The sequence below is a fragment of the Streptomyces composti genome (assembly GCF_012034205.1).
GTDB lineage: Bacteria > Actinomycetota > Actinomycetes > Streptomycetales > Streptomycetaceae > Streptomyces > Streptomyces composti.
The window spans coordinates 21,467-41,314 of record NZ_JAATEM010000019.1; the positions used below are offsets into that span (position 1 = coordinate 21,467).

At 70.9% G+C, this 19,848-nt stretch carries 20 protein-coding genes and 5 tRNA genes; 9 read left to right on the forward strand and 16 right to left on the reverse strand.

The window, feature by feature from the left end:
- The first annotated feature begins 38 nt into the window (after positions 1 to 38).
- The gene (locus HCJ93_RS16865; protein WP_167996543.1) at positions 39 to 272 is read left to right on the forward strand and encodes an Lrp/AsnC family transcriptional regulator; all 234 of its coding nucleotides are present in this window, start codon (positions 39 to 41) and stop codon (positions 270 to 272) included.
- Positions 273 to 292: 20 nt separating this feature from the next.
- Complete coding sequence (locus tag HCJ93_RS16870; RefSeq protein ID WP_167996544.1) at positions 293 to 793, forward strand: DUF3515 domain-containing protein; 501 nt, start codon at positions 293 to 295, stop codon at positions 791 to 793.
- A gap of 36 nt (positions 794 to 829) precedes the next feature.
- On the opposite strand, the gene HCJ93_RS16875 is transcribed toward HCJ93_RS16870, so the two are convergent.
- The 3 genes from HCJ93_RS16875 to HCJ93_RS16885 are packed head-to-tail and all read right to left on the reverse strand — an operon-like array spanning position 830 to position 3,854.
- On the reverse strand, positions 830 to 1,987 hold the full coding sequence (locus tag HCJ93_RS16875) for a D-alanine--D-alanine ligase family protein (RefSeq protein WP_167996545.1): 1,158 nt from the start codon (positions 1,985 to 1,987) through the stop codon (positions 830 to 832).
- Between the two features lie 59 nt (positions 1,988 to 2,046).
- Positions 2,047 to 3,057, reverse strand: coding sequence for an NAD(P)H-dependent glycerol-3-phosphate dehydrogenase (locus tag HCJ93_RS16880; protein ID WP_167996546.1), 1,011 nt, complete (start codon positions 3,055 to 3,057; stop codon positions 2,047 to 2,049).
- Positions 3,054 to 3,854 carry a lysophospholipid acyltransferase family protein gene (locus HCJ93_RS16885; protein ID WP_167996547.1) on the reverse strand — a complete coding sequence of 267 codons (801 nt, stop codon included), beginning with the start codon at positions 3,852 to 3,854 and terminating at the stop codon, positions 3,054 to 3,056. Before HCJ93_RS16885 ends, HCJ93_RS16880 begins: the two co-directional genes overlap by 4 nt.
- 169 nt (positions 3,855 to 4,023) lie before the next feature.
- Here HCJ93_RS16885 and cofC point away from each other — a divergent pair, with 169 nt between their 5' ends.
- The gene (gene cofC / locus HCJ93_RS16890; protein WP_167996548.1) at positions 4,024 to 4,659 is read left to right on the forward strand and encodes a 2-phospho-L-lactate guanylyltransferase; all 636 of its coding nucleotides are present in this window, start codon (positions 4,024 to 4,026) and stop codon (positions 4,657 to 4,659) included.
- Positions 4,660 to 4,668: 9 nt separating this feature from the next.
- Positions 4,669 to 4,872: a hypothetical protein gene (locus HCJ93_RS16895; protein ID WP_167996549.1), complete on the forward strand. Its 204-nt coding sequence runs from the start codon at positions 4,669 to 4,671 to the stop codon at positions 4,870 to 4,872.
- 170 nt (positions 4,873 to 5,042) lie between these two features.
- On the opposite strand, the gene HCJ93_RS16900 is transcribed toward HCJ93_RS16895, so the two are convergent.
- The 4 genes from HCJ93_RS16900 to leuC all read right to left on the reverse strand — a co-directional run bounded on the left by HCJ93_RS16900 (position 5,043) and on the right by leuC (position 8,474).
- The gene (locus HCJ93_RS16900) at positions 5,043 to 5,684 is read right to left on the reverse strand and encodes an HU family DNA-binding protein (RefSeq protein WP_167996550.1); all 642 of its coding nucleotides are present in this window, start codon (positions 5,682 to 5,684) and stop codon (positions 5,043 to 5,045) included.
- Between the two features lie 136 nt (positions 5,685 to 5,820).
- Positions 5,821 to 6,051 carry an SCO5555 family protein gene (locus tag HCJ93_RS16905; RefSeq protein WP_167996551.1) on the reverse strand — a complete coding sequence of 77 codons (231 nt, stop codon included), beginning with the start codon at positions 6,049 to 6,051 and terminating at the stop codon, positions 5,821 to 5,823.
- 398 nt (positions 6,052 to 6,449) lie between these two features.
- Entirely contained in the window at positions 6,450 to 7,043 is a 594-nt protein-coding gene (leuD, locus tag HCJ93_RS16910; RefSeq protein ID WP_167996552.1) for a 3-isopropylmalate dehydratase small subunit, read from the reverse strand.
- Between the two features lie 6 nt (positions 7,044 to 7,049).
- Positions 7,050 to 8,474: a 3-isopropylmalate dehydratase large subunit gene (gene leuC, locus HCJ93_RS16915; RefSeq protein WP_167996553.1), complete on the reverse strand. Its 1,425-nt coding sequence runs from the start codon at positions 8,472 to 8,474 to the stop codon at positions 7,050 to 7,052.
- Between the two features lie 193 nt (positions 8,475 to 8,667).
- Between leuC and ndgR the strand changes: the two genes are divergently transcribed.
- A complete protein-coding gene (gene ndgR / locus HCJ93_RS16920; RefSeq protein ID WP_167996554.1) occupies positions 8,668 to 9,381 on the forward strand; it encodes an IclR family transcriptional regulator NdgR in 714 nt (237 codons plus the stop codon).
- A 389-nt stretch (positions 9,382 to 9,770) separates the two neighbouring features.
- Here ndgR and HCJ93_RS16925 read toward each other — a convergent pair.
- The 9 genes from HCJ93_RS16925 to HCJ93_RS16965 all read right to left on the reverse strand — a co-directional run bounded on the left by HCJ93_RS16925 (position 9,771) and on the right by HCJ93_RS16965 (position 13,854).
- Positions 9,771 to 9,843: transfer RNA gene (locus tag HCJ93_RS16925), tRNA-Glu, on the reverse strand.
- A 28-nt stretch (positions 9,844 to 9,871) separates the two neighbouring features.
- A tRNA-Gln gene (locus HCJ93_RS16930) sits at positions 9,872 to 9,943 on the reverse strand.
- Between the two features lie 20 nt (positions 9,944 to 9,963).
- A tRNA-Glu gene (locus tag HCJ93_RS16935) sits at positions 9,964 to 10,036 on the reverse strand.
- Positions 10,037 to 10,098: 62 nt separating this feature from the next.
- Positions 10,099 to 10,171, reverse strand: a tRNA-Glu gene (locus HCJ93_RS16940).
- Positions 10,172 to 10,211: 40 nt separating this feature from the next.
- A tRNA-Gln gene (locus HCJ93_RS16945) sits at positions 10,212 to 10,283 on the reverse strand.
- Between the two features lie 90 nt (positions 10,284 to 10,373).
- Positions 10,374 to 11,105 carry an HAD family hydrolase gene (locus HCJ93_RS16950; RefSeq protein ID WP_167996555.1) on the reverse strand — a complete coding sequence of 244 codons (732 nt, stop codon included), beginning with the start codon at positions 11,103 to 11,105 and terminating at the stop codon, positions 10,374 to 10,376.
- A gap of 89 nt (positions 11,106 to 11,194) precedes the next feature.
- Positions 11,195 to 12,679, reverse strand: a complete 1,485-nt coding sequence (gene gltX, locus HCJ93_RS16955) for a glutamate--tRNA ligase (RefSeq protein WP_167996556.1) — start codon at positions 12,677 to 12,679, stop codon at positions 11,195 to 11,197.
- On the reverse strand, positions 12,663 to 13,448 hold the full coding sequence (locus tag HCJ93_RS16960) for a fumarylacetoacetate hydrolase family protein (RefSeq protein WP_167996557.1): 786 nt from the start codon (positions 13,446 to 13,448) through the stop codon (positions 12,663 to 12,665). Before HCJ93_RS16960 ends, gltX begins: the two co-directional genes overlap by 17 nt.
- A gap of 214 nt (positions 13,449 to 13,662) precedes the next feature.
- The gene (locus HCJ93_RS16965) at positions 13,663 to 13,854 is read right to left on the reverse strand and encodes a hypothetical protein (RefSeq protein WP_167996558.1); all 192 of its coding nucleotides are present in this window, start codon (positions 13,852 to 13,854) and stop codon (positions 13,663 to 13,665) included.
- Positions 13,855 to 14,438: 584 nt separating this feature from the next.
- Here HCJ93_RS16965 and HCJ93_RS16970 point away from each other — a divergent pair.
- The 4 genes from HCJ93_RS16970 (at position 14,439) to HCJ93_RS16985 (ending at position 19,601) form a co-directional block, all read left to right on the forward strand.
- Positions 14,439 to 18,089, forward strand: coding sequence for a sensor histidine kinase (locus HCJ93_RS16970; RefSeq protein ID WP_167996559.1), 3,651 nt, complete (start codon positions 14,439 to 14,441; stop codon positions 18,087 to 18,089).
- A gap of 9 nt (positions 18,090 to 18,098) precedes the next feature.
- Positions 18,099 to 18,512, forward strand: a complete 414-nt coding sequence (locus tag HCJ93_RS16975; RefSeq protein WP_167996637.1) for a roadblock/LC7 domain-containing protein — start codon at positions 18,099 to 18,101, stop codon at positions 18,510 to 18,512.
- 122 nt (positions 18,513 to 18,634) lie between these two features.
- Complete coding sequence (locus HCJ93_RS16980; protein ID WP_167996560.1) at positions 18,635 to 19,030, forward strand: DUF742 domain-containing protein; 396 nt, start codon at positions 18,635 to 18,637, stop codon at positions 19,028 to 19,030.
- Positions 19,011 to 19,601, forward strand: coding sequence for a GTP-binding protein (locus HCJ93_RS16985; RefSeq protein ID WP_167996561.1), 591 nt, complete (start codon positions 19,011 to 19,013; stop codon positions 19,599 to 19,601). The genes HCJ93_RS16980 and HCJ93_RS16985 overlap by 20 nt, the downstream gene beginning before the upstream one ends.
- Positions 19,602 to 19,848: the final 247 nt, after the last annotated feature.

A 19,848-nucleotide genomic window follows, 5' to 3' on the forward strand; every position in this document is an offset into this window, starting at 1 on the left:
TTTCCCCACATGATCCTCGTGGCCGCCCTGGAGGTTCCGTGGTACAGGCGTACATCCTGATCCAGACGGAGGTCGGCAAAGCCTCCTCCGTCGCCGACGAGATCGGCAAGATTCCCGGAGTCGTCCAGGCCGAGGACGTGACGGGACCGTACGACGTGATCGTGCGCGCCCAGGCCGACACCGTGGACGACCTGGGTCGCATGGTGGTGGCCAGGGTCCAGCAAGTGGACGGCATCACCCGTACTCTGACCTGCCCGGTCGTCCATCTGTAGCCCCCGTCTACCCTGTGCCGGTGAACTCCTTGCGTCACCGGCACGCCGTCCTGCCCGCGCTCGCGGTGCTGATCACCGTCGCGGGCTGCTCCTCAACGGACGACGACGCGTCCGTGGCGGTTCCCAGCCCGGACGCGAAGGTCACCAAGCTGTGTCAGAACCTGGACAAGGCGCTGCCGGCGAAAGTGGACGGTGAGAGTCGCGACGATCCCGAGCCCGCCTCGGCACTGACCGCGGGCTGGGGCGGCGAGGCGATCATACTGCGCTGCGGCGTGGAGCGACCCCCGAAGATGGTCGATCCCGAGGTGGCCGAGGGCCGCGACCCCGACGCGGTGCCGGGCGGAGTGAACGGCGTCGACTGGCTGATGGAGAAGCGGGGCGAGGACACCTACCGCTTCACCACCGCCAGGCGCGAGGCGTACGTCGAGGTGACCGTGACCGACGGGCGGGACAGCACGGGGGTGCTGATCGATCTGGCCGCGCCCGTCAAGAAGGCGATCCCCGTGGGGATCGCCTCCTGATCGGCTCCCCGTCGCCTTGCCGACGGGCCGGGTGGCTCAGCGCAGGCCGGTCGGCCGCCGCAGCGCCGCCTGCACCAGCCGGTCCACCAGTTCCGGGTAGCTCACCCCGGTCGCCTGCCACATCTGCGGGTACATCGAGATGGGCGTGAACCCCGGCATGGTGTTGATCTCGTTGATGACGAACTCGCCGTCCTCGGTGAGGAAGAAGTCCGCGCGCACCAGCCCCTCGCAGGACGCCGCCTCGAACGCCTCCACGGCGAGCCTGCGCACCTCGGCGGTCTGCTCCTCGGTGAGCGGGGCGGGCACGATGCCGGGCGTGGAGTCGATGTACTTGGCCTCGAAGTCGTAGTACGCGTGGTCCTCCGGCGGCGGGATCTCGGCCGGCACGGAGGCGCGCGGCCCGTCCTCGAACTCCAGCACGCCGCACTCGATCTCACGGCCCCGCAGCGCGGCCTCGACCAGGATCTTCGGGTCGTGCGCCTGGGCGGTGGCGATCGCCTCGTCCAGGCCGGAGAGGTCGTCGACCTTGGTGATGCCGATGGAGGAGCCCGCGCGGGCGGGCTTCACGAACAGCGGCCAGCCGTGCTCGCCGGCGAAGTCGATGATCTTCTTGCGGGCGGCGGACTCGTCCTGCTGCCACTCGCGGGGCCGGATCACCACGTAGGGGCCGACCTTCAGCCCGAAGGAGGTGAACACCCGCTTCATGTACTCCTTGTCCTGGCCGACGGCCGAGGCGAGCACCCCGGAGCCCACGTAGGGGACGCCGGAGAGCTCCAGCAGGCCCTGCAGGGTGCCGTCCTCGCCGTACGGGCCGTGGAGCACCGGGAAGACCACGTCGACCTCGCCGAGCGCCTTGGGCACCGAGCCGGGCTCGCTGTAGACCACCTCGCGGCTGGAGGGGTCCACGGGGAGCACCACGCCTCCCTCGCCGGTCTCGGCGAGCTGTTCGACGCTGGGCTGCCGCCGTTCCACGATCGCCATGCGTTCGGGCTCGTCGGCGGTGAGCGCCCAGCGGCCGTCGCTGGTGATGCCGATCGGCAGGACGTCGTACTTGGTCCGGTCGATGGCCTTCAGGACGGCGCCGGCGGTGACCACGGAGATGCCGTGCTCGGAGCTGCGCCCACCGAACACGACGGCCACGCGCGGCTTGCGCGCCGGCTGCTCGGGCTGCTGGGGGAGGTTCTCGGTGCTCATATCGCGATGAGCGTACCCGTCCGTAGGGAGCTGAGACAGCGCCCGGGAGGCGGTGTCGCTCAGCGTCGCTCGGGCTTGGCGCTGCGCGACATCAGCTCCTTGAGGGCGACCACGGGCGGCTTGCCCTCGTGGACGATGCCGACGACCGTCTCGGTGATGGGCATGTCGACGCCGTGCCGGCGGGCCAGTTCCAGCACCGACTCGCAGGACTTGACGCCCTCGGCGGTCTGCTTGGTGACGGCGATGGTCTCCTCCAGGGTCATGCCCTTGCCGAGGTTGGTGCCGAAGGTGTGGTTGCGCGACAGCGGCGAGGAGCAGGTGGCCACCAGGTCGCCGAGTCCGGCGAGTCCGGAGAAGGTCATCGGGTCGGCGCCCAGGGCGACGCCGAGGCGGGTGGTCTCGGCGAGCCCGCGGGTGATGAGGGAGCCCTTGGCGTTGTCGCCGAGGCCCATGCCGTCCGCGATGCCGACGGCCAGTCCGATGACGTTCTTGACGGCGCCGCCCAGTTCGCAGCCGACCACGTCGGTGTTGGTGTACGGGCGGAAGTACGGCGTGTGACAGGCGGCCTGGAGACGCCGGGCGACGCGCTCGTCGGCGCAGGCGACCACGGCGGCGGCCGGCATCCGGGCGGCGATCTCACGGGCCAGGTTGGGTCCGGTGACCACGGCGATCCGTTCCGGGCCGACCTTGGCGACGTCCTCGATGACCTCGCTCATCCGCATGGTGGTGCCGAGTTCGACGCCCTTCATCAGGGAGACCAGGACCGTGCCGGGGGCGAGCAGCCCGGTCCACTCGGCGAGGTTGCCGCGCAGGGTCTGCGAGGGCACCGCGAGGACGGTGAAGTCGGCGTCGCGGGCGGCCTCGGCGGGGTCGGTGGTGGCCCGCAGGTTCTGCGGCAGCTCCACGCCGGGCAGGTAGTCGGGGTTGGTGCGGGTGGAGTTGACGGCGTCGGCCAGCTCCTGGCGACGCCCCCACAGCACGACGTCGCAGCCCGCGTCGGCGAGGACCATGCCGAAGGCCGTGCCCCACGACCCGGTGCCGAAGACGGCCGCCTTGACCGGTGTGCTCACTTGCCCAGCCCCTCTTCCTGTGCGGCGGCGCGGTCGTCGTCCTGGATGCCCTCACGCAGGGCCTGCGCGCGGGTCTTGCGGCGCTGTTCGATCCGCTCGCGGCGCGGGTCGTAGGGCGTGTCGGGAGCCTTCTCGCCGCGGATCTCCTCCAGCTGGCGGGTGATGGCGGCCATGATCGTCTCGGTGGCCTCCTTGAGGAGCTCCGGGGTCATCTCCCGGTCGTAGAAGCGCTCCAGGTCCACCGGGGGTCCGGCCAGCACGTGGTGGGTCTTGCGCGGGAGGATGCGGGGCTTCTTGGAGTACGGGGGCAGCACCTCGTTGGCGCCCCACTGGGCGATCGGGATGACCGGGCACCTGGTCTGCAGGGCGACCCGCGCGGCGCCGGTCTTGCCGGTCATGGGCCAGCCGTCCGGGTCGCGGGTGAGGGTGCCCTCGGGGTAGAAGGCGACGCACTCGCCGCGCTCCACGGCCTCGATCGCGGCCCGGAAGGCACTGAGCGCGTCCGTGCTCTCCCGGTAGACGGGGATCTGCCCGGTGCCGCGCATGGCGGCTCCCACGAATCCCTTCTTGAAAAGCCCGCTCTTCGCCAGGAATCGCGGAACGCGTCCGGTGTTGTACTGGAAATGCGCGTAGGCGAGGGGATCGATGTGCGAATTGTGGTTCACCGCGGTGATAAATCCACCCTCGGCCGGAATGTTCTCCATTCCGCGCCAGTCCCGCTTGAGCAAGAGCACCAGCGGCGGTTTGCAGATCACCGCGGCGAAGCGGTACCAGAAGCCGATTCTGCGGCGCGGCACAAGGACACCTTCCTCTAGGGCCTGGTTGGGGCCTGGACCCGGAGGCCAGGCGGGCCGCACAAGTGTCGCCCCGGGCCGCCGGTCTGTCGAGAACACCGTACGCCCCGACTCCGCGGTCACCTCAGGCCCCGGGTGACAATGGCCGCGACGAGAGAGGGACACAACACACGTGCAGTGGACCTTGCTGGTACCCCTGAAACCGCTCGCTCAGGCCAAGAGCAGGCTGTCGGACACCGCGGACGACAGGCTGCGTCCCGGTCTCGCGCTGGCGTTCGCCCAGGACACGGTGGCGGCCGCGCTGGCCTGCGCGGCGGTGCGGGATGTGGTGGTCGTCACGGACGACGCCCTGGCCGCGCGCGAGCTGGCCGCGCAGGGTGCCGCGGTGGTCCCCGACGCGCCGCGGGCCGGCCTGAACGCCGCGCTGGACCACGCGGCCCGCGAAGTGCGCGCTCGCGGCGCCGGCGCGCTCGCCGCCCTGAACGCCGATCTCCCCGCCCTTCGCCCGCGGGAACTGGCCCGTGCGCTGGAATGCGCCGCCGCTTTTCCCCGCGCCTTTCTCGCCGATGCCGCCGGCACCGGGACGACCTTGCTCTCGGCGGCACCGGACCACGCATTGCGCCCCCTGTTCGGCCCGGATTCCCGCACCCGGCACCGCGCGTCCGGGGCGGTGGAACTCCTGCCGGACCCGGTGGATTCCGTACGGCAGGACGTCGACACCGGGGCGGATCTGCGGGCGGCGCTGGCGCTGGGCGTCGGCGCGCACACGGCCGCGGCCGCCGCGCGGCTGCTGATGGCCGAGCAGTAGGCTGCCGCCATGCAGGCCACCGCATACACCTTCGACCCCGCCAGCCGCAGCGGCCAGGTACTGCTGGACGACGGCACCCCGGTCCCCTTCGACGCCCCCGCCTTCGACGCGGGCGGCCTGCGCCTGCTCCGCCCGGGCCAGCGGGTCCGCATCGAAACGGAGGGCGACGGCGAGAACCGCCGCATCACCCTGGTGACCCTCCAGACGTTCTGAGTCCGGGCGTCCGCGAACCGGGCCCGCGCAGCTCAGGAGGCCGGTTCGAGCAGCCGGCGGAGGCGGGCGGGCGCAGCCGCAGGGGGCGGGTGCGGGGAGGAAATGCCGCGGGCCGGGCTCCGTGGGGAGTCCGGCCCGGCGCGTGAGTACCGCTCGGCTGTGCCCTCGTCCTACTTCTTGCGGGCGGTGGTCTTCTTGGCGGTGGTCTTGCGCGCGGTCGACTTCTTGGCGGGTGCCTTCTTGGCCGTGGCCTTCTTCGCCGGGGCCTTCTTGGCGGCGGCCTTGGTCGTCTTCTTCGCGGCGGCGCTCTTGGCGGTCCCCGTGGTCTTCTTGGCGGGTGCCTTCTTGGCCGTGGTCTTCTTCGCCGTGGCCTTGGTGGCGGTCTTCTTCGCCGCCGTCTTCTTGGTGGTCGCCTTCTTGGCGGCGGCCTTGGTCGTCTTCTTGGCGGCGGCCTTCTTCACGGTCGCGGAGGCGCCGCCGGAGAGGCTGCCCTTGGGCGCCTTCTTGACGGCGACCTCGCCGCCGCGCGGCAGCTTCTTCGAGCCGCTCACCAGGTCCTTGAAGCCCTGGCCCGCACGGAAGCGCGGAACCGAGGTCTTCTTGACCCGAACCCGCTCGCCCGTCTGGGGGTTCCGGGCGTAGCGGGCCGGACGGTCGACCTTCTCGAACGAACCGAAGCCGGTGACCGAGACCCGCTCACCCGCGACCACCGCGCGGACGATGGCGTCCAGGACATGGTCGACAGCGTCGGCGGCCTGCTGGCGGCCACCCAACTTGTCGGCAATCGCTTCTACGAGCTGCGCCTTGTTCACGTCTTCCCCTTCGGAGACCTCGCCAGAACGAAAGTGTTCAAGCTTTTTCGCACGTTAGGCAGATATATACCGCAAATCAAACACGAAACGGGCTAATCACCCTTGTGCCGCAACGAACTCGACTGTCTCGACTGGTTCAGCGTTCCGCTTCGGGGAATCGACCCTCGTCCAGGTCCGCGTTGAACCGCTCCAGACGCCTTGCCGCACCGGCGAGATCGTGCTTGGCCGCGGCCGTAATGACCAGCAGCTTCCGGGTCAGCGCCATCCGTACGCCCTCCGGGACTTGCAGTGCACGCACTCGGGAGTGCGCTTCCTTGAGCCGGACCGCGACCGCCGTATAGAGCTCGAGTTGGCCGTCGTGTTCCATGCACAGATTGTGCCATCTGGGGCGAGTTGTCGCCTGCGCAGGGGGCAACTGCCGCCTCCAACGGCCCAGTCGGGCACAGCCGCCGGTCGCGGTCCGGTGACTCGTGTACCCGCCCAATCACCTTCATAACGTGGGACGTTGAGGACGGGCGAGGCGGCGCGCGGGGCGATTCGGGCAGCGAAAAGCCCGTACCCCCGATCAGACCGATCGGGGGTACGGGCGGGGTGTCGCGGTGGCCGAAAACCGACCCGCAACGGGGACTTCGGCGCTCGGCGTCGGCCGGCCGCCGGGGTGCCGGACGGCCCTCCCGGTTACGGAGTCGAGCGGGACCGCCGCAACCGAACCGGGCGGACCGCCGTACGGCCGGAGCCGGACCGCCGGGGGCGGCCGGACCGCGGTCAGACCGTGAGCGTGCGCGGCTTGAAGGACGGGCGCTTCGCCTCGTACGCGGCGATGTCCGCCTCGTTCTGCAGCGTGATGGAGATGTCGTCCAGCCCGTTCAGCAGCCGCCAGCGGGAGTTCTCGTCCAGCTCGAAGGAGGCGGTGACGCCCTCCGCGCGCACCTCGCGCGCCTCGAGGTCGACGGTGATCTCGGCCTGCGGGTCCTTCTCGGTGAGCTCCCACAGCGCGTCCACGACCGGCTGCTCCAGCACGACCGTGAGCAGGCCGTTCTTCAGCGAGTTGCCGCGGAAGATGTCGGCGAAGCGGGAGGAGATGACGGCTTTGAAGCCGTAGTTCTGCAGCGCCCAGACGGCGTGCTCGCGCGAGGAGCCGGTGCCGAAGTCGGGACCGGCGACCAGCACCGTGGCGCCCTGGCGCTCGGGCCGGTTGAGCACGAACTCCGGGTCCTTGCGCCAGGCCTCGAACAGCCCGTCCTCGAACCCGTCCCGGGTGACCTTCTTGAGCCAGTGGGCGGGGATGATCTGGTCGGTGTCGACGTTGGAGCGGCGCAGCGGCACGGCCCGGCCGGTGTGGGTGGTGAATGCTTCCATGACTGATCAGACTCCAGCGGGCGCGGCGGTCTCGGACAGGTCGGCGGGCGAGGCCAGGTGGCCCAGCACGGCGGTGGCGGCGGCCACCTGCGGCGACACCAGATGCGTGCGGCCGCCCTTGCCCTGCCGGCCCTCGAAGTTGCGGTTGGAGGTGGAGGCGGAGCGCTCGCCGGGGGCCAGCTGGTCGGGGTTCATGCCCAGGCACATGGAACAGCCCGCGTGCCGCCATTCGGCGCCGGCCTCCTTGAAGACCACGTCCAGTCCCTCGGAGACGGCCTGCAGACCCACCCGCGCGGAGCCGGGGACGACCAGCATGCGTACGCCGTCGGCGACTTTGCGGCCCTTGAGGATCTCCGCGGCGGCGCGCAGGTCCTCGATGCGGCCATTGGTGCAGGAGCCTACGAAGACGGTGTCCACCTTGATGGAGCGCAGCGGCTGGCCGGGCTCCAACCCCATGTATTCCAGGGCCTTTTCGGCGGCCAGGCGCTCCGAGGCGTCCTCGTAGGAGGCGGGGTCGGGGACGGCGGACGAGAGCGGTGCGCCCTGGCCCGGGTTGGTGCCCCAGGTGACGAACGGGGAGAGTTCGGCGGCGTCAATGACGACCTCGGCGTCGAACTCGGCGTCGTCGTCGGTGCGCAGCGTCCGCCAGTACTCCACGGCCGCGTCCCAGTCGGCGCCCTGGGGGGCGTGCGGGCGGTCCTTGAGGTAGGCGAACGTGGTCTCGTCGGGGGCGATCATGCCCGCGCGGGCACCGGCCTCGATCGACATGTTGCAGATGGTCATGCGGGCCTCCATCGAGAGCTTCTCGATGGCGGAGCCGCGGTACTCCAGGATGTAGCCCTGGCCGCCGCCGGTGCCGATCCGGGCGATGATCGCCAGGATCAGGTCCTTGGCGGTGACGCCCTCGGGCAGCTCACCGTCGACGGTGATCGCCATGGTCTTCGGGCGGGCCATCGGCAGCGTCTGGGTGGCCAGCACATGCTCCACCTGCGAGGTGCCGATGCCGAACGCCAGCGCGCCGAAGGCGCCGTGCGTGGAGGTGTGCGAGTCGCCGCAGACGACCGTCATGCCCGGCTGGGTCAGGCCCAGCTGCGGGCCCACCACGTGCACCACGCCCTGCTCGACGTCGCCCAGCGGATGCAGGCGCACGCCGAACTCCGCGCAGTTCTTGCGCAGCGTCTCCAGCTGGGCACGGGAGACCGGGTCGGCGATCGGCTTGTCGATGTCGAGGGTCGGGGTGTTGTGATCCTCGGTGGCGATGGTCAGGTCGAGCCGCCGCACCGTGCGACCGCTCTTGCGAAGACCGTCGAAGGCCTGCGGGCTGGTCACCTCGTGCAGCAGGTGCAGATCGATGTAGAGGAGGTCGGGCTCGCCCTCGGCGCGCCGGACGACATGGTCGTCCCAGACCTTCTCCGCGAGTGTCCTACCCATCGCTTTCCCTCCGGCCGGCAACGGCGCCGACCCAACTAGAGATCTTGAGGAGACGGCGCCCGCACCCCTGACTCCGGGCGTCCGCCGCCGGGCCCTGATGTCCACGGGCCGGTGTGACTTCGTGATTCCAGAGTGGCGTGTTCCACGGAAAATTGAACTTGCGTTTCACAGAGTGAGACGCAAGTATCGTTGCATGGACAACAGTAGCGGCGTCGGCGTTCTGGACAAGGCGGCACTCGTCCTGAGCGCTCTGGAGTCCGGTCCGGCCACCCTCGCGGGTCTGGTCGGGGCCACCGGACTGGCACGACCCACGGCCCACCGCCTGGCCGTGGCGCTGGAACACCACCGGATGGTGGCGCGCGACATGCAGGGCCGGTTCATCCTCGGCCCGCGCCTGGCCGAACTGGCCGCGGCGGCGGGCGAGGACCGGCTGCTGGCCGCGGCCGGACCGGTGCTCACCCACCTCCGCGACGTCACCGGCGAGAGCGCCCAGCTCTACCGCCGGCAGGGCGACATGCGCATCTGCGTCGCGGCGGCGGAGCGTCTCTCGGGCCTGCGGGACACGGTCCCGGTGGGCTCAACGCTGACCATGAAGGCCGGTTCCTCGGCGCAGATCCTGCTGGCCTGGGAGGAGCCGGAGCGGCTGCACCGCGGCCTGCAGGGCGCCCGCTTCACGGCCACCGCCCTGTCCGGTGTGCGCCGCCGCGGCTGGGCCCAGTCGATCGGTGAGCGCGAGCCGGGCGTGGCGTCCGTCTCCGCGCCGGTGCGCGGCCCGTCCAACCGCGTGGTGGCCGCCGTCTCGGTCTCCGGCCCCATCGAGCGCCTGACGCGCCACCCGGGCCGTATGCACGCCCAGGCGGTCATCGACGCCGCCGCCCGGCTCTCCGAGGCGCTGCGCCGCTCCTGAGAGCCCTTCCTCAGCCCTTCTGCCTCTGTCCCTGCCACTCGGCGTACGGGGGCGGGGCCGCCTCAACGCCGCGGCGGCTCCGCCCCCGTCGTCCTGTGCCCGCGTGGCCGCGGAGCCTCTCCCCTGCGCTCCGACGCGCTCCGCGCAGGCGAGGCCGGACACGGTCTGCGGCGGATCATGTACGGGCTGTGCACACCGGGAGGGGAACGCGTGGCGCGTCGCGCGGAGTTGCCGCACCAGGCGGCCCGGCGTCGCTCCGGACGGCATCCGGACGGCATGGAGACCTTGGCCACACTCATCGAGCGGCCCGGGTGCGGGACGTGATGCCGGGCGGACGCCGCGGGCACGCCGAAGGGGCCTCCGCCGAAGCGGAGGCCCCTTGGGACATGTACCCCCGACCGGATTCGAACCGGCGCTACCGCCTTGAGAGGGCGGCGTGCTAGGCCGCTACACAACGGGGGCGTGGACTCTGCGTTTCCGCAGGTCCGAGCTGGTCTACCTGGACTCGAACCAAGACTAACTGAACCAGAATCAGTCGTGCTGCCAATTACACCATAGACCAATGTGGTTTAGACCAGTCAGTACCCCCGACCGGATTCGAACCGGCGCTACCGCCTTGAGAGGGCGGCGTGCTAGGCCGCTACACAACGGGGGCCCTAGCGATCCTGCATCGGTAACGGCGGGAGCTACCCGAACCATTCCCGCGGGAAGGATCTGTACCCCCGACCGGATTCGAACCGGCGCTACTGCCTTGAGAGGGCAGCGTGCTAGGCCGCTACACAACGGGGGCTTGCGGATGATGATCCGCGGGTGCAGATGAGCTCTGCGAGCTGGCCTACCTGGACTCGAACCAAGACTAACTGAACCAGAATCAGTCGTGCTGCCAATTACACCATAGGCCACTGGAACGCAAGCCCCGGAGGGGTCCTTGTTCTAGTTCCGCGCCCCGGTCCGGGGCCTGTCGGCCCGCTTCCCGCGGCGCAGGAAGAACATTACCTGAAGGAGCGCGGCGCTCCAAAACGAGTATCGCCGCAAAGCAGCCGCGGGAGTTCGGCGAGGGAGGCGATCCGGCGCGGACCCTCGGGCGGGCCGACGGCGGCCCGGCCGCCGGTGCGGTCGATCCACACCGACAGCAGCCCGGCCTCGGCGGCACCCCGCCCGTCGATCTCCGGGTGATCACCGACGTAGGCCACCTGCTCGGGGGGCAGCGACAGCGCCTCGCAGGCGGCCAGGAACGCCCCGCGCTCGGGCTTGGAGACGCCCAGCTCGGCGGCGCACAGGATGGCCTCGAAGCGGTCGTGCACGCCGAGCACGCGCAGCTTGCGGTCCTGCACCGGCAGGCTGGAGTTGGACAGCACGGCGTGCCGGTGGGTCGCCGCCAGGGCGTCCAGCACGGGCAGCACGTCGGGGAAGAGACTCCAGGCGGCCTCGTAGTGGACCAGGTAGCGGCCGAACCAGTCGTCGGCCTCCTGGTCGGTCAGCTCCCGGCCGAGGAAGACCCTGGTGCGGTCGCGCCGCTGCGTGACGAAGTCCACCTCGCCGGCGGCGAAGCGGGCCCACTGGGCGTCGGTGATCTCCCGCCACAGAGTCAGCGCCTCCTCGGCGGAGCCGTACCGGGCGAGCAGCCCCTCGGCCCGCAGATGAGCGCGCAGGCCCTCGCGGTCGGCGGTGGTGTAGTCGAAGAGGGTGTCGTCCACGTCCCACACGACGGCTCGGATGCCCATGCGGGACACGGTACCCGCAGGCGCCGAGGGGCGGCTCCCGGACCACCGGGAACCGCCCCTCGAGACAGACGGAGAACAGCGGCAGAGGATCAGCCGGTGAGCTTCGCCAGCGCCGCGTCGATCCTGGCCAGTGACTTCTCCTTGCCCAGGACCTGCAGGGACTCGAAGAGCGGCAGGCCGACCGTGCGGCCGGTGACGGCGACCCGGACCGGGGCCTGCGCCTTGCCGAGCTTGAGACCGTGCGCCTCGCCCGCGGCCAGGACGGCCTCCTTCAGGGACTCCGGGGAGTTCCAGTCGGCGGCCTCGAGCTTCTCCCTGGCGGTGCGCAGCAGGGCGTCGCTGCCCTCCTTCATCGCCTTGTTCCAGCTGGCCTCGTCGAAGACCGGCTCGGGCAGGAAGAGGAAGTCGACGTTGTCGGTGATCTCCGACAGCACCTTCACGCGGGTCTGCGCGTGCGGGGCGATGGCCTGCCACTTCTCCTCGTCGAAGGCCTCCGGCGCCCAGGGGGCGTGCGGGGCCTGCAGCCAGGGGCGGCAGCGCTCGGCGAAGTCCTTCACATCCAGCATGCGGATGTGGTCGGCGTTGATCGCCTCGCACTTCTTCAGGTCGAAGCGGGCCGGGTTGGGCTGCACCTCGGTGACGTCGAAGGCGGCGACCATCTCGTCCAGGGTGAAGACGTCCCGGTCGGGGGCGAGGGACCAGCCGAGCAGGGAGAGGTAGTTGAGCAGGCCCTCGGGCAGGAAGCCGCGCTCGCGGTAGAGGTTGAGCGAGGACTGCGGGTCGCGCTTGGAGAGCTTCTTGTTGCCCTCGCCCATCACGTACGGCAGGTGGGCGAAGCGCGGGGTCTCCTTGGCGATGCCCAGCTCGATCAGCGCCTTGTACAGGGCGATCTGCCGCGGGGTGGAGGAGAGCAGGTCCTCGCCGCGCAGCACGTGGGTGATCTCCATCAGGGCGTCGTCCACCGGGTTGACCAGCGTGTACAGCGGGGCGCCGTTGGCCCGGACGATGCCGTAGTCGGGGACGTTCTCCGGGGTGAAGGTCAGCTCGCCGCGGACCAGGTCGGTGAAGGTGATCGCCTCGTCGGGCATCCGGAAGCGGACGATCGGGGTGCGGCCCTGGGCCTTGTACTCCTCGACCTGGGCGTCGCTCAGCTCGCGGCAGTGGCCGTCGTAGCCGGAGGGCCGGCCGGCCGCGCGGGCGGCCTCGCGGCGGGTGTCCAGCTCCTCCTGGGAGCAGTAGCAGTGGTAGGCGTGGCCGGCGTCGAGCAGCTTCCGGGCGACGTCCCGGTAGATGTCCATGCGCTGCGACTGGCGGTAGGGCGCGTGCGGGCCGCCGACCTCGGGGCCCTCGTCCCAGTCCAGGCCCAGCCAGCGCATCGCGTCGAGCAGCTGGGTGTAGGACTCCTCGGAGTCGCGGGCCGCGTCGGTGTCCTCGATGCGGAAGACCAGGGTGCCCTGGTGGTGCTTGGCGAACGCCCAGTTGAACAGGGCGGTGCGGACCAGGCCCACATGGGGGTTGCCGGTCGGTGAGGGGCAGAAACGGACGCGTACGGGTGCGCTAGCCACGCTTGACAACCTTGTTGGTGAGAGTGCCGATGCCTTCGATGGTGACGGCGACCTCGTCGCCGACGTTGAGCGGGCCGACCCCGGCGGGGGTGCCCGTGAGGATGACGTCGCCGGGCAGCAGCGTCATGGCCTCGGAGATGTTGACGATCAGATCCTCGATCGAGTGGATCATCTCGCTGGTGCGGCCGAGCTGGCGCTGCTCGCCGTTGACGGTGAGCTGGACGGTCAGGTCGGAGGCGGCCCTCAGGTCCAGGCCGGTCTCCACCCAGGGGCCGAGCGGGCAGGCGGTGTCGAAGCCCTTGGCCCTGGCCCACTGCTTCTCCCGCCGCTGGACGTCCCGGGCGGTGACGTCGTTGGCGCAGGTGTAGCCGAAGATCACGTCGGCGACGCGCTCACGCGGGACCTCCCGGCACATCCGGCCGATGACCACGGCCAGCTCGGCCTCGTGATGCACCTCCTGGGAGAAGGAGGGGTACTGGATCTCGTCCCCGTGGCCGATCACGGAGGTCGCCGGCTTGAAGAAGGCGAACGGGGCCTCGGGGACCTCGTTGCCCAGCTCACGGGCGTGCTCGGCGTAGTTGCGGCCGAAGGCGACGACCTTGTTGGGGAGCACCGGGGGCAGCAGCCTGACCTTGCTCACCGGGACCTTGGTGCCGGAGAGCTCGAAGTCCGCGAACGGGATGCCCTTGATGATGTCCAGGACGAGCTCGTCCTGCCGGTCGCCTTCGACCGCGCCGAAGGCGACGTTCCCGTCGATGGAGAATCTGGCGATGCGCACGGGATGCTTGGCCCCTTGACTGATGCGGCTGGAGTCTGACGCTCCAGGCTAGCGCGGCGGCGCGCTCGGGCCTCGACCATGACCGGCGCGGGGGCCGCGGGGCGCATGGGGAGCGTGGCACGCGGGAGGCATGATGAAGGGGCGCCCCGCGGTGGCCGGGCGCCCCTTGCGTTTCGTCTGAGCAATCCGACGCCGGTGCGCGTACTGACTGGTGTCAGTTGTTCGCGGCACCCGCCGTGGCCGGGATCTCCGTGAGGATGGTGCGCTTGGGGTTCGCTGTCTGGGCCGGGAGTTCGACGGGGTGCTCCTGCTGGACCGGCGTCTGCAGTTCCTCGCTGTCCTCGAGGTGTGCCAGCGTCGTGCGCCGCGGGTTGGCGATCTTGTGGAACATCATCGTCGTCTTCACTGTTGACTTGACCCTGTCCTCTGTGTGCTTGGTGCCGTTACAGATGCATCCATCTTGTAAAGCGTCAGGCTAAACATTCAATTCCGTACGGACGGCGCCCGGCAGCCATGATCGGCGTGTGAGTTTCCTCACGAATCGACGGACAAACCGGTCATTCCGACGCCCACCCCCGCCCTCCGGAATCGGACATTGCACCCCTGAAGCCGTCATTCCGCTCCTGATCATCGCGACTGGGACACCTGTGCGACGCCCCGACGGCCAGGGAAAGTTGCCCCAGCCTGCCCCGTTTACCCCAAGTTCTCCCTCACGGCAGGTGACCGCGCCCTCACTCCTCGTCATGTGTGTCACGGCCTCGTCCACGGGCCTTGTTGGAGATCCGGCACTGTGCTGGAATTCCACGGACCGCCGCAGGATCGAGCCGGCGCACAGGGGGCGCACAGACGCGCCGAAGTGGCGGCGAGAAGGGGGAGCCAGCGCCGGTCATCCACGACCACCACGGGGGCGCTTTCAGGGCGCCCCCTGACGCCGACACCGTGCCTGGCCGTTCACCCGGCAAGGCGCCTGGTCCAGAGGTTGCGACGCTAGTGCAGGGACGTTTCAAGAGGGATGGCAGCGCTTCGGCCGAGCCGGAGCACGGCGGGACTGGCCCGATGGCCGTCAGCTCCTCGCCCCAGCACGCCCAGAACCAGGGCCCGGCCGGCTCCGGTGACGGCGGCGATCGCGCGCGCCCCGGCGGCGCCGCGCCCGCGGGTGCTCCGGGCCCGGCCCCGGCGGCTCCCCGGCCCCCGAAGGCCCCCACCGGCCCGGGTTCGCGAATAGCCCTGCGCAACTGGCGGATCTCCACCCGTCTGGTGTCGCTGCTCGCCCTCCCCGTGGTCGCGGCCACCTCGCTGGGTGCGCTGCGCATCAACGAGTCGATGAACGACATCCAGCAGCTCGACAACATGAAGCTGCTGACGGACATGACCAAGCAGGCCACCGAGCTGGCGCTCGCCCTCCAGGAGGAGCGCGACCAGTCGGCCGGCCCGCTGGCGCACAACGGCAGCGCCACCGACTTCACGGTCAAGGGTCTGCGCGAGAAGACCGACCGGGCGATGAAGAACTTCGTCGACTCCACCGAGGAGGTCGACGACGCGGACAAGGAGGGCGAGCTCAGCGGTGTCCGCGAGAAGCTGGTCCAGGTCGCCAGCGACCTGCAGCAGATCGAGAAGGTCCGCAAGACGGCCTACGCCCAGAAGAACAACTCCACGCAGACCGTCGAGGCCTACCACCGCCTGATCGAGAACCTGATCGACCTCTCGCAGGACATGGCGGAGGCGACCAGCAACCCCGACATGATCAAGCGCACCCGTGCGCTGGCGTCGTTCTCCACCGCCAAGGAGTACGCCTCCATCCAGCGCGCGGCCATCGCGGCGGCGCTGCCGGCCAACAACAACACCGCCGGCAAGCTCTCCGAGAACGACCGCCTCTACGCCGAGGGCGCGCGCAACAGCGAGAAGTCCGAGCTGGATGCCTTCAAGAGCATCTACGGCGAGGACAAGGCCGCCGAGCTGCTGGCGCCGGTCACGGACGGCAACCCGACCATCAAGGCGACCGACAAGTACGCCGGCCGGGCCCTGGTCTCCGCCGACGGTCTGGCCGCGGCGGGCAAGCGCTCCTACCGCGACTGGCTGGACGACAGCTCCACCAAGATCCAGCAGATGAAGTTCATCGAGCACACGCTGCTGGAGGAGATGGAGCAGAAGGCCCGTGAGCTGCGCAACGCCACCGAGCGCGACGCGATCATCTCCGGTGCCCTGATCCTCCTCGTCCTCGGCGTGTCGCTGGTCGGCGCCTTCGTGGTGGCCCGCTCCATGATCCGCTCGCTGCGCCGCCTGGAGGAGACCGCCACCAAGGTCGCCCAGGAACGCCTGCCCGAGCTGGTCAAGCAGCTCTCCGAGTCCGACCCGCAGGACGTCGACACGTCCGTGGAGTCGGTCGGTGTGCACTCCCGCGACGAGATCGGCCGGGTGGCCGCGGCCTTCGACGACGTGCACCGCGAGGCGGTCCGCCTCGCCGCCGAGCAGGCCCTGCTGCGGGGCAACGTCAACGCGATGTTCACCAACCTCTCGCGCCGCTCCCAGGGTCTGATCCAGCGCCAGCTGTCGCTGATCTCCGAGCTGGAGTCCCGCGAGGCCGACCCGGACCAGCTGTCCTCGCTGTTCAAGCTGGACCACCTCGCCACGCGTATGCGCCGTAACGGTGAGAACCTGCTGGTTCTCGCGGGTGAGGAACCGGGCCGCCGGTGGACCCGCCCGGTCCCGCTGGTCGACGTGCTGCGCGCCGCCGCCTCCGAGGTGGAGCAGTACGAGCGCATCGAGCTGGCCGCCGTGCCGTCCACCGAGGTGGCCGGCCGCGTGGTCAACGACCTCGTGCACCTGCTCGCCGAGCTGCTGGAGAACGCCACCTCGTTCTCCTCGCCGCAGACCAAGGTCAAGGTCACCGGTCACGCCCTGCCCGACGGCCGGGTGCTGATCGAGATCCACGACACCGGTATCGGTCTGTCGCCGGAGGACCTGGCCGCGATCAACGAGCGGCTCGCCTCGCCGCCCACCGTGGACGTGTCGGTCTCCCGCCGCATGGGTCTGTTCGTGGTCGGCCGTCTGTCCCAGCGCCACGGCATCCGCATCCAGCTGCGCCCCTCCGACTCCGGCGGTACGACCGCGCTGGTCATGCTGCCCGTCGATGTCGCCCAGGGCGGCAAGAAGCCGCAGGGCAAGCCCGGCCAGCCCGGTGGCGGCGGCGGTCCGGCCGCCGCGCAGGCCGCCGCCGGCGCCGCTGCCGCACGGCGCGCCGCCGCGGGCGGTCAGTCCTCCGCCGGTGCCGTGGGCGCGGGTGCGCCCGGCGGGCGCCTCGGCGCGGGCCAGGGTGCCCGGGCCGCGCTGCCCGGCCGGGACGGTGCCGGACGGCCGGGCGGTGGCCCGGGCGCTCCGCGCGGCCCGCAGGGCCCGTCCAAGGGCGGCTCCCCGTTCGACCAGGGCGCTCCCGCCGCTCCCCCGGCTCCTTCCGCGCCCCCGGCCGGTCCGCCGCAGGGCCGTCCCGCCCCCGCCGGCGCGGGCGCCGGTTTCGGCGGCGGCCGTCCGGCGCCGGGCGCCCCGCAGGGCCTGCAGGCCGCGGGCCCGGCCGGGACGCAGGGCCAGAACGCCTCCGGCGGCCGGGGCCAGGCGCCCCAGCGGGGCGGCAACGGCCCCGAGCGCGGCCGTCGGCCGCAGCTGCCGCCGCGCGGCGGTGCGCGCCCCGAACTGCCCGGCGGCGACCAGCAGCAGCCGCGCACGCCGAGCTGGAGCGACGAGCGGGCCGAGCCCGCGGTGCCGCGTGCCTCGCTGGACGCGCCGCGCGGCCACGAGGAGCCGGACGTCTCCCGCACGGCCGCCATGCCGCGCGTCGACGACCGGCAGGGCCCCGGCTCCACGGCCGAGATCCCGCGTTACGACGAGCGTCAGGCCGCCGGTGCCCAGGCTCCCGGCGCGGGCGACCCGCAGAACACGGGCCAGTTCGTCCGCGGCGACGTCTACGGCGCCCCCGCGGGCCGCCAGGGCGCGCAGAATCCGGCCGACACCGGCCAGTTCGCCACGCAGAACTACTCCGCCGGCGCCACCGGCCAGTACCAGGCGCAGGCCCAGGACGGCTCCACCACGGGCCAGTACCAGCGTCCGCAGGTCAACGGGGCCCCGCAGGCCCCGCAGCAGCGGCCGGCGCCGCGTGAGCCGGAGGCGCTGCCCCCGGCCAGCGGTCCCGGCGACGGACGCACCCCGCTCTACGACACCCTGGAGACCAACTGGTTCCGGGGCCGTCGGGAGCGTCTGGCGCAGTCGCAGAACGGCAGCGCCCCGGCTGCCGCTCCGCAGCAGTCCCAGCAGCAGCCGCAGGGGGCCTCCGGCCCTCAGCGGTCCGCTTCCACCACTGCCTGGCGCAGCTCGCCCAACGACGAGCTGGTCCGGCAGGCCGAACGCGTCCGCAAGCCGGCCGCGGGCGGTGTCACCACCTCCGGCCTGCCGCGCCGGGTCCCCCGGGCGAACCTCGTCCCGGGCACGGCTCAGCAGCAGACCCACACGAGCGGTCCGCAGGTCTCGCGTGCGCCCGACGACGTGCGCGGCCGGCTGACCAATCTCCGTCGGGGAATCGCACAGGGCCGCCAGGCGGGGGCCTCCCAGACCGGGAGCTTCCCGCGGCCCACTCACCAGCAGGAGCGTTAGTTGAGCCCGATGAGCCAGGCGGCACAAAATCTCAACTGGTTGATCACGAACTTCGTGGACAACACCCCCGGGGTGTCCCACACCGTCGTGGTGTCCGCCGACGGCCTTCTGCTGGCGCTGTCCGAGGGCTTTCCGCGCGACCGCGCGGATCAGCTCGCCGCCGTCGCCTCGGGACTGACCTCCCTGACGGCCGGCGCCTCGAGAATCTTCGAGGGCGGCAACGTCGCGCAGACGGTGGTGGAGATGGAACGGGGGTTTCTTTTTCTCATGTCCATCTCCGACGGCTCTTCCCTGGCCGTCCTGGCACACCCCGACTGCGACATCGGCCTCGTCGGCTACGAGATGGCGCTCCTGGTCGACCGCGCGGGAGCGGTCCTCACCCCGGACCTGCGCGCCGAACTACAGGGAAGTCTGCTCCACTGAACGGCCCCGGCACCACCCGTCTCACCACATCACCGTCCGGCCGCCACAATTTCCCCCCACCGGCCCACACCCAGACGGCACGACTGACCGACTTGCTGTCACGTCCGGAGGATTGAGGATTCATGACCCCGCCCACCGCCTCTCATGATCCGTACGCGGAGCCGTACGAGGACGAGGGCGACCAGCCGCTGGTCCGTCCGTACGCGATGACCGGCGGCCGGACCCGGCCGCGCTACCAGCTGGCCATCGAGGCGCTGATCAGCTCGACCGCGGATCCGGCAGCACTCATGGGGCTCCTTCCGGAGCATCAGCGCATCTGCCACCTCTGCCGAGAGGTGAAGTCGGTCGCGGAGGTCTCGGCGCTCCTCAACATGCCACTGGGCGTCGCCCGGATCCTGGTGGCCGACCTCGCCGAGGCGGGCCTCGTCGCGATCCACCAGCCGGGCGGCGACGAGGCGACCGGCGCCCCGGACGTGACACTGCTCGAAAGGGTGCTCAGTGGACTTCGCAAGCTCTAGCGGCGGGGCGGTCTCCGACGCCCGTGCCACCACGTCCGCGAAGATCGTGGTGGCGGGCGGTTTCGGCGTCGGCAAGACCACGTTCGTCGGCGCCGTCTCGGAGATCAACCCGCTGCGCACCGAGGCCGTCATGACCTCCGCCAGCGCGGGGATCGACGACCTCACCCACACCGGGGACAAGACCACCACCACGGTGGCCATGGACTTCGGGCGCATCACGCTGGACCAGGACCTGATCCTCTACCTGTTCGGCACGCCGGGACAGGACCGCTTCTGGTTCATGTGGGACGACCTGGTGCGCGGCGCCATCGGCGCGGTCGTGCTGGTGGACACCCGCCGGCTCGCGGACTGCTTCCCGGCGGTGGACTACTTCGAGAACAGCGGCCTGCCGTTCGTGGTGGCGCTCAACGGATTCGACGGGCAGCAGCCCTACCAGCCCGAAGAGGTCCGCGAGGCGCTGCAGATCGGCCCCGACACCCCCATCATCACCACCGACGCCCGGCACCGGGCGGACGCCAAGAGCGCGCTGATCACGCTGGTCGAGCACGCCCTGATGGCGCGCCTGAGGTGATCTCAAGTCGGTGAACGATGACGGCAGTTGTCGCGGCGGATGATCTCGGTGCACCGGGGTCGGCTGTGTCCTTTGACACGGTCGGCCCCGGTGTTCATAACGTTTCGGCAGAGGAATCCGGGCGGACCGACACTCGTCGCGTTCACGCAGTATCACTGTGCTCACATCCAGCCCGCCTTTTGCCGCACCTCGCTCTTTATGACCGTTTTATCTGGTGCTTACGCGGGCCGTCACTGATCGTTTCCGT

Excerpts from the sequence above, each read along its gene's own strand:
- HCJ93_RS16875 (WP_167996545.1), bottom strand. The coding sequence starts at position 1,987 with ATGAGCACCGAGAACCTCCCCCAGCAGCCCGAGCAGCCGGCGCGCAAG.
- HCJ93_RS16895 (WP_167996549.1), top strand. The coding sequence starts at position 4,669 with ATGCAGGCCACCGCATACACCTTCGACCCCGCCAGCCGCAGCGGCCAG.
- HCJ93_RS16905 (WP_167996551.1), bottom strand. The coding sequence starts at position 6,051 with ATGGAACACGACGGCCAACTCGAGCTCTATACGGCGGTCGCGGTCCGG.
- leuD (WP_167996552.1), bottom strand. The coding sequence starts at position 7,043 with ATGGAAGCATTCACCACCCACACCGGCCGGGCCGTGCCGCTGCGCCGC.
- leuC (WP_167996553.1), bottom strand. The coding sequence starts at position 8,474 with ATGGGTAGGACACTCGCGGAGAAGGTCTGGGACGACCATGTCGTCCGG.
- ndgR (WP_167996554.1), top strand. The coding sequence starts at position 8,668 with ATGGACAACAGTAGCGGCGTCGGCGTTCTGGACAAGGCGGCACTCGTC.
- HCJ93_RS16950 (WP_167996555.1), bottom strand. The coding sequence starts at position 11,105 with ATGGGCATCCGAGCCGTCGTGTGGGACGTGGACGACACCCTCTTCGAC.
- HCJ93_RS16975 (WP_167996637.1), top strand. The coding sequence starts at position 18,099 with ATGAGCCAGGCGGCACAAAATCTCAACTGGTTGATCACGAACTTCGTG.
- HCJ93_RS16980 (WP_167996560.1), top strand. The coding sequence starts at position 18,635 with ATGACCCCGCCCACCGCCTCTCATGATCCGTACGCGGAGCCGTACGAG.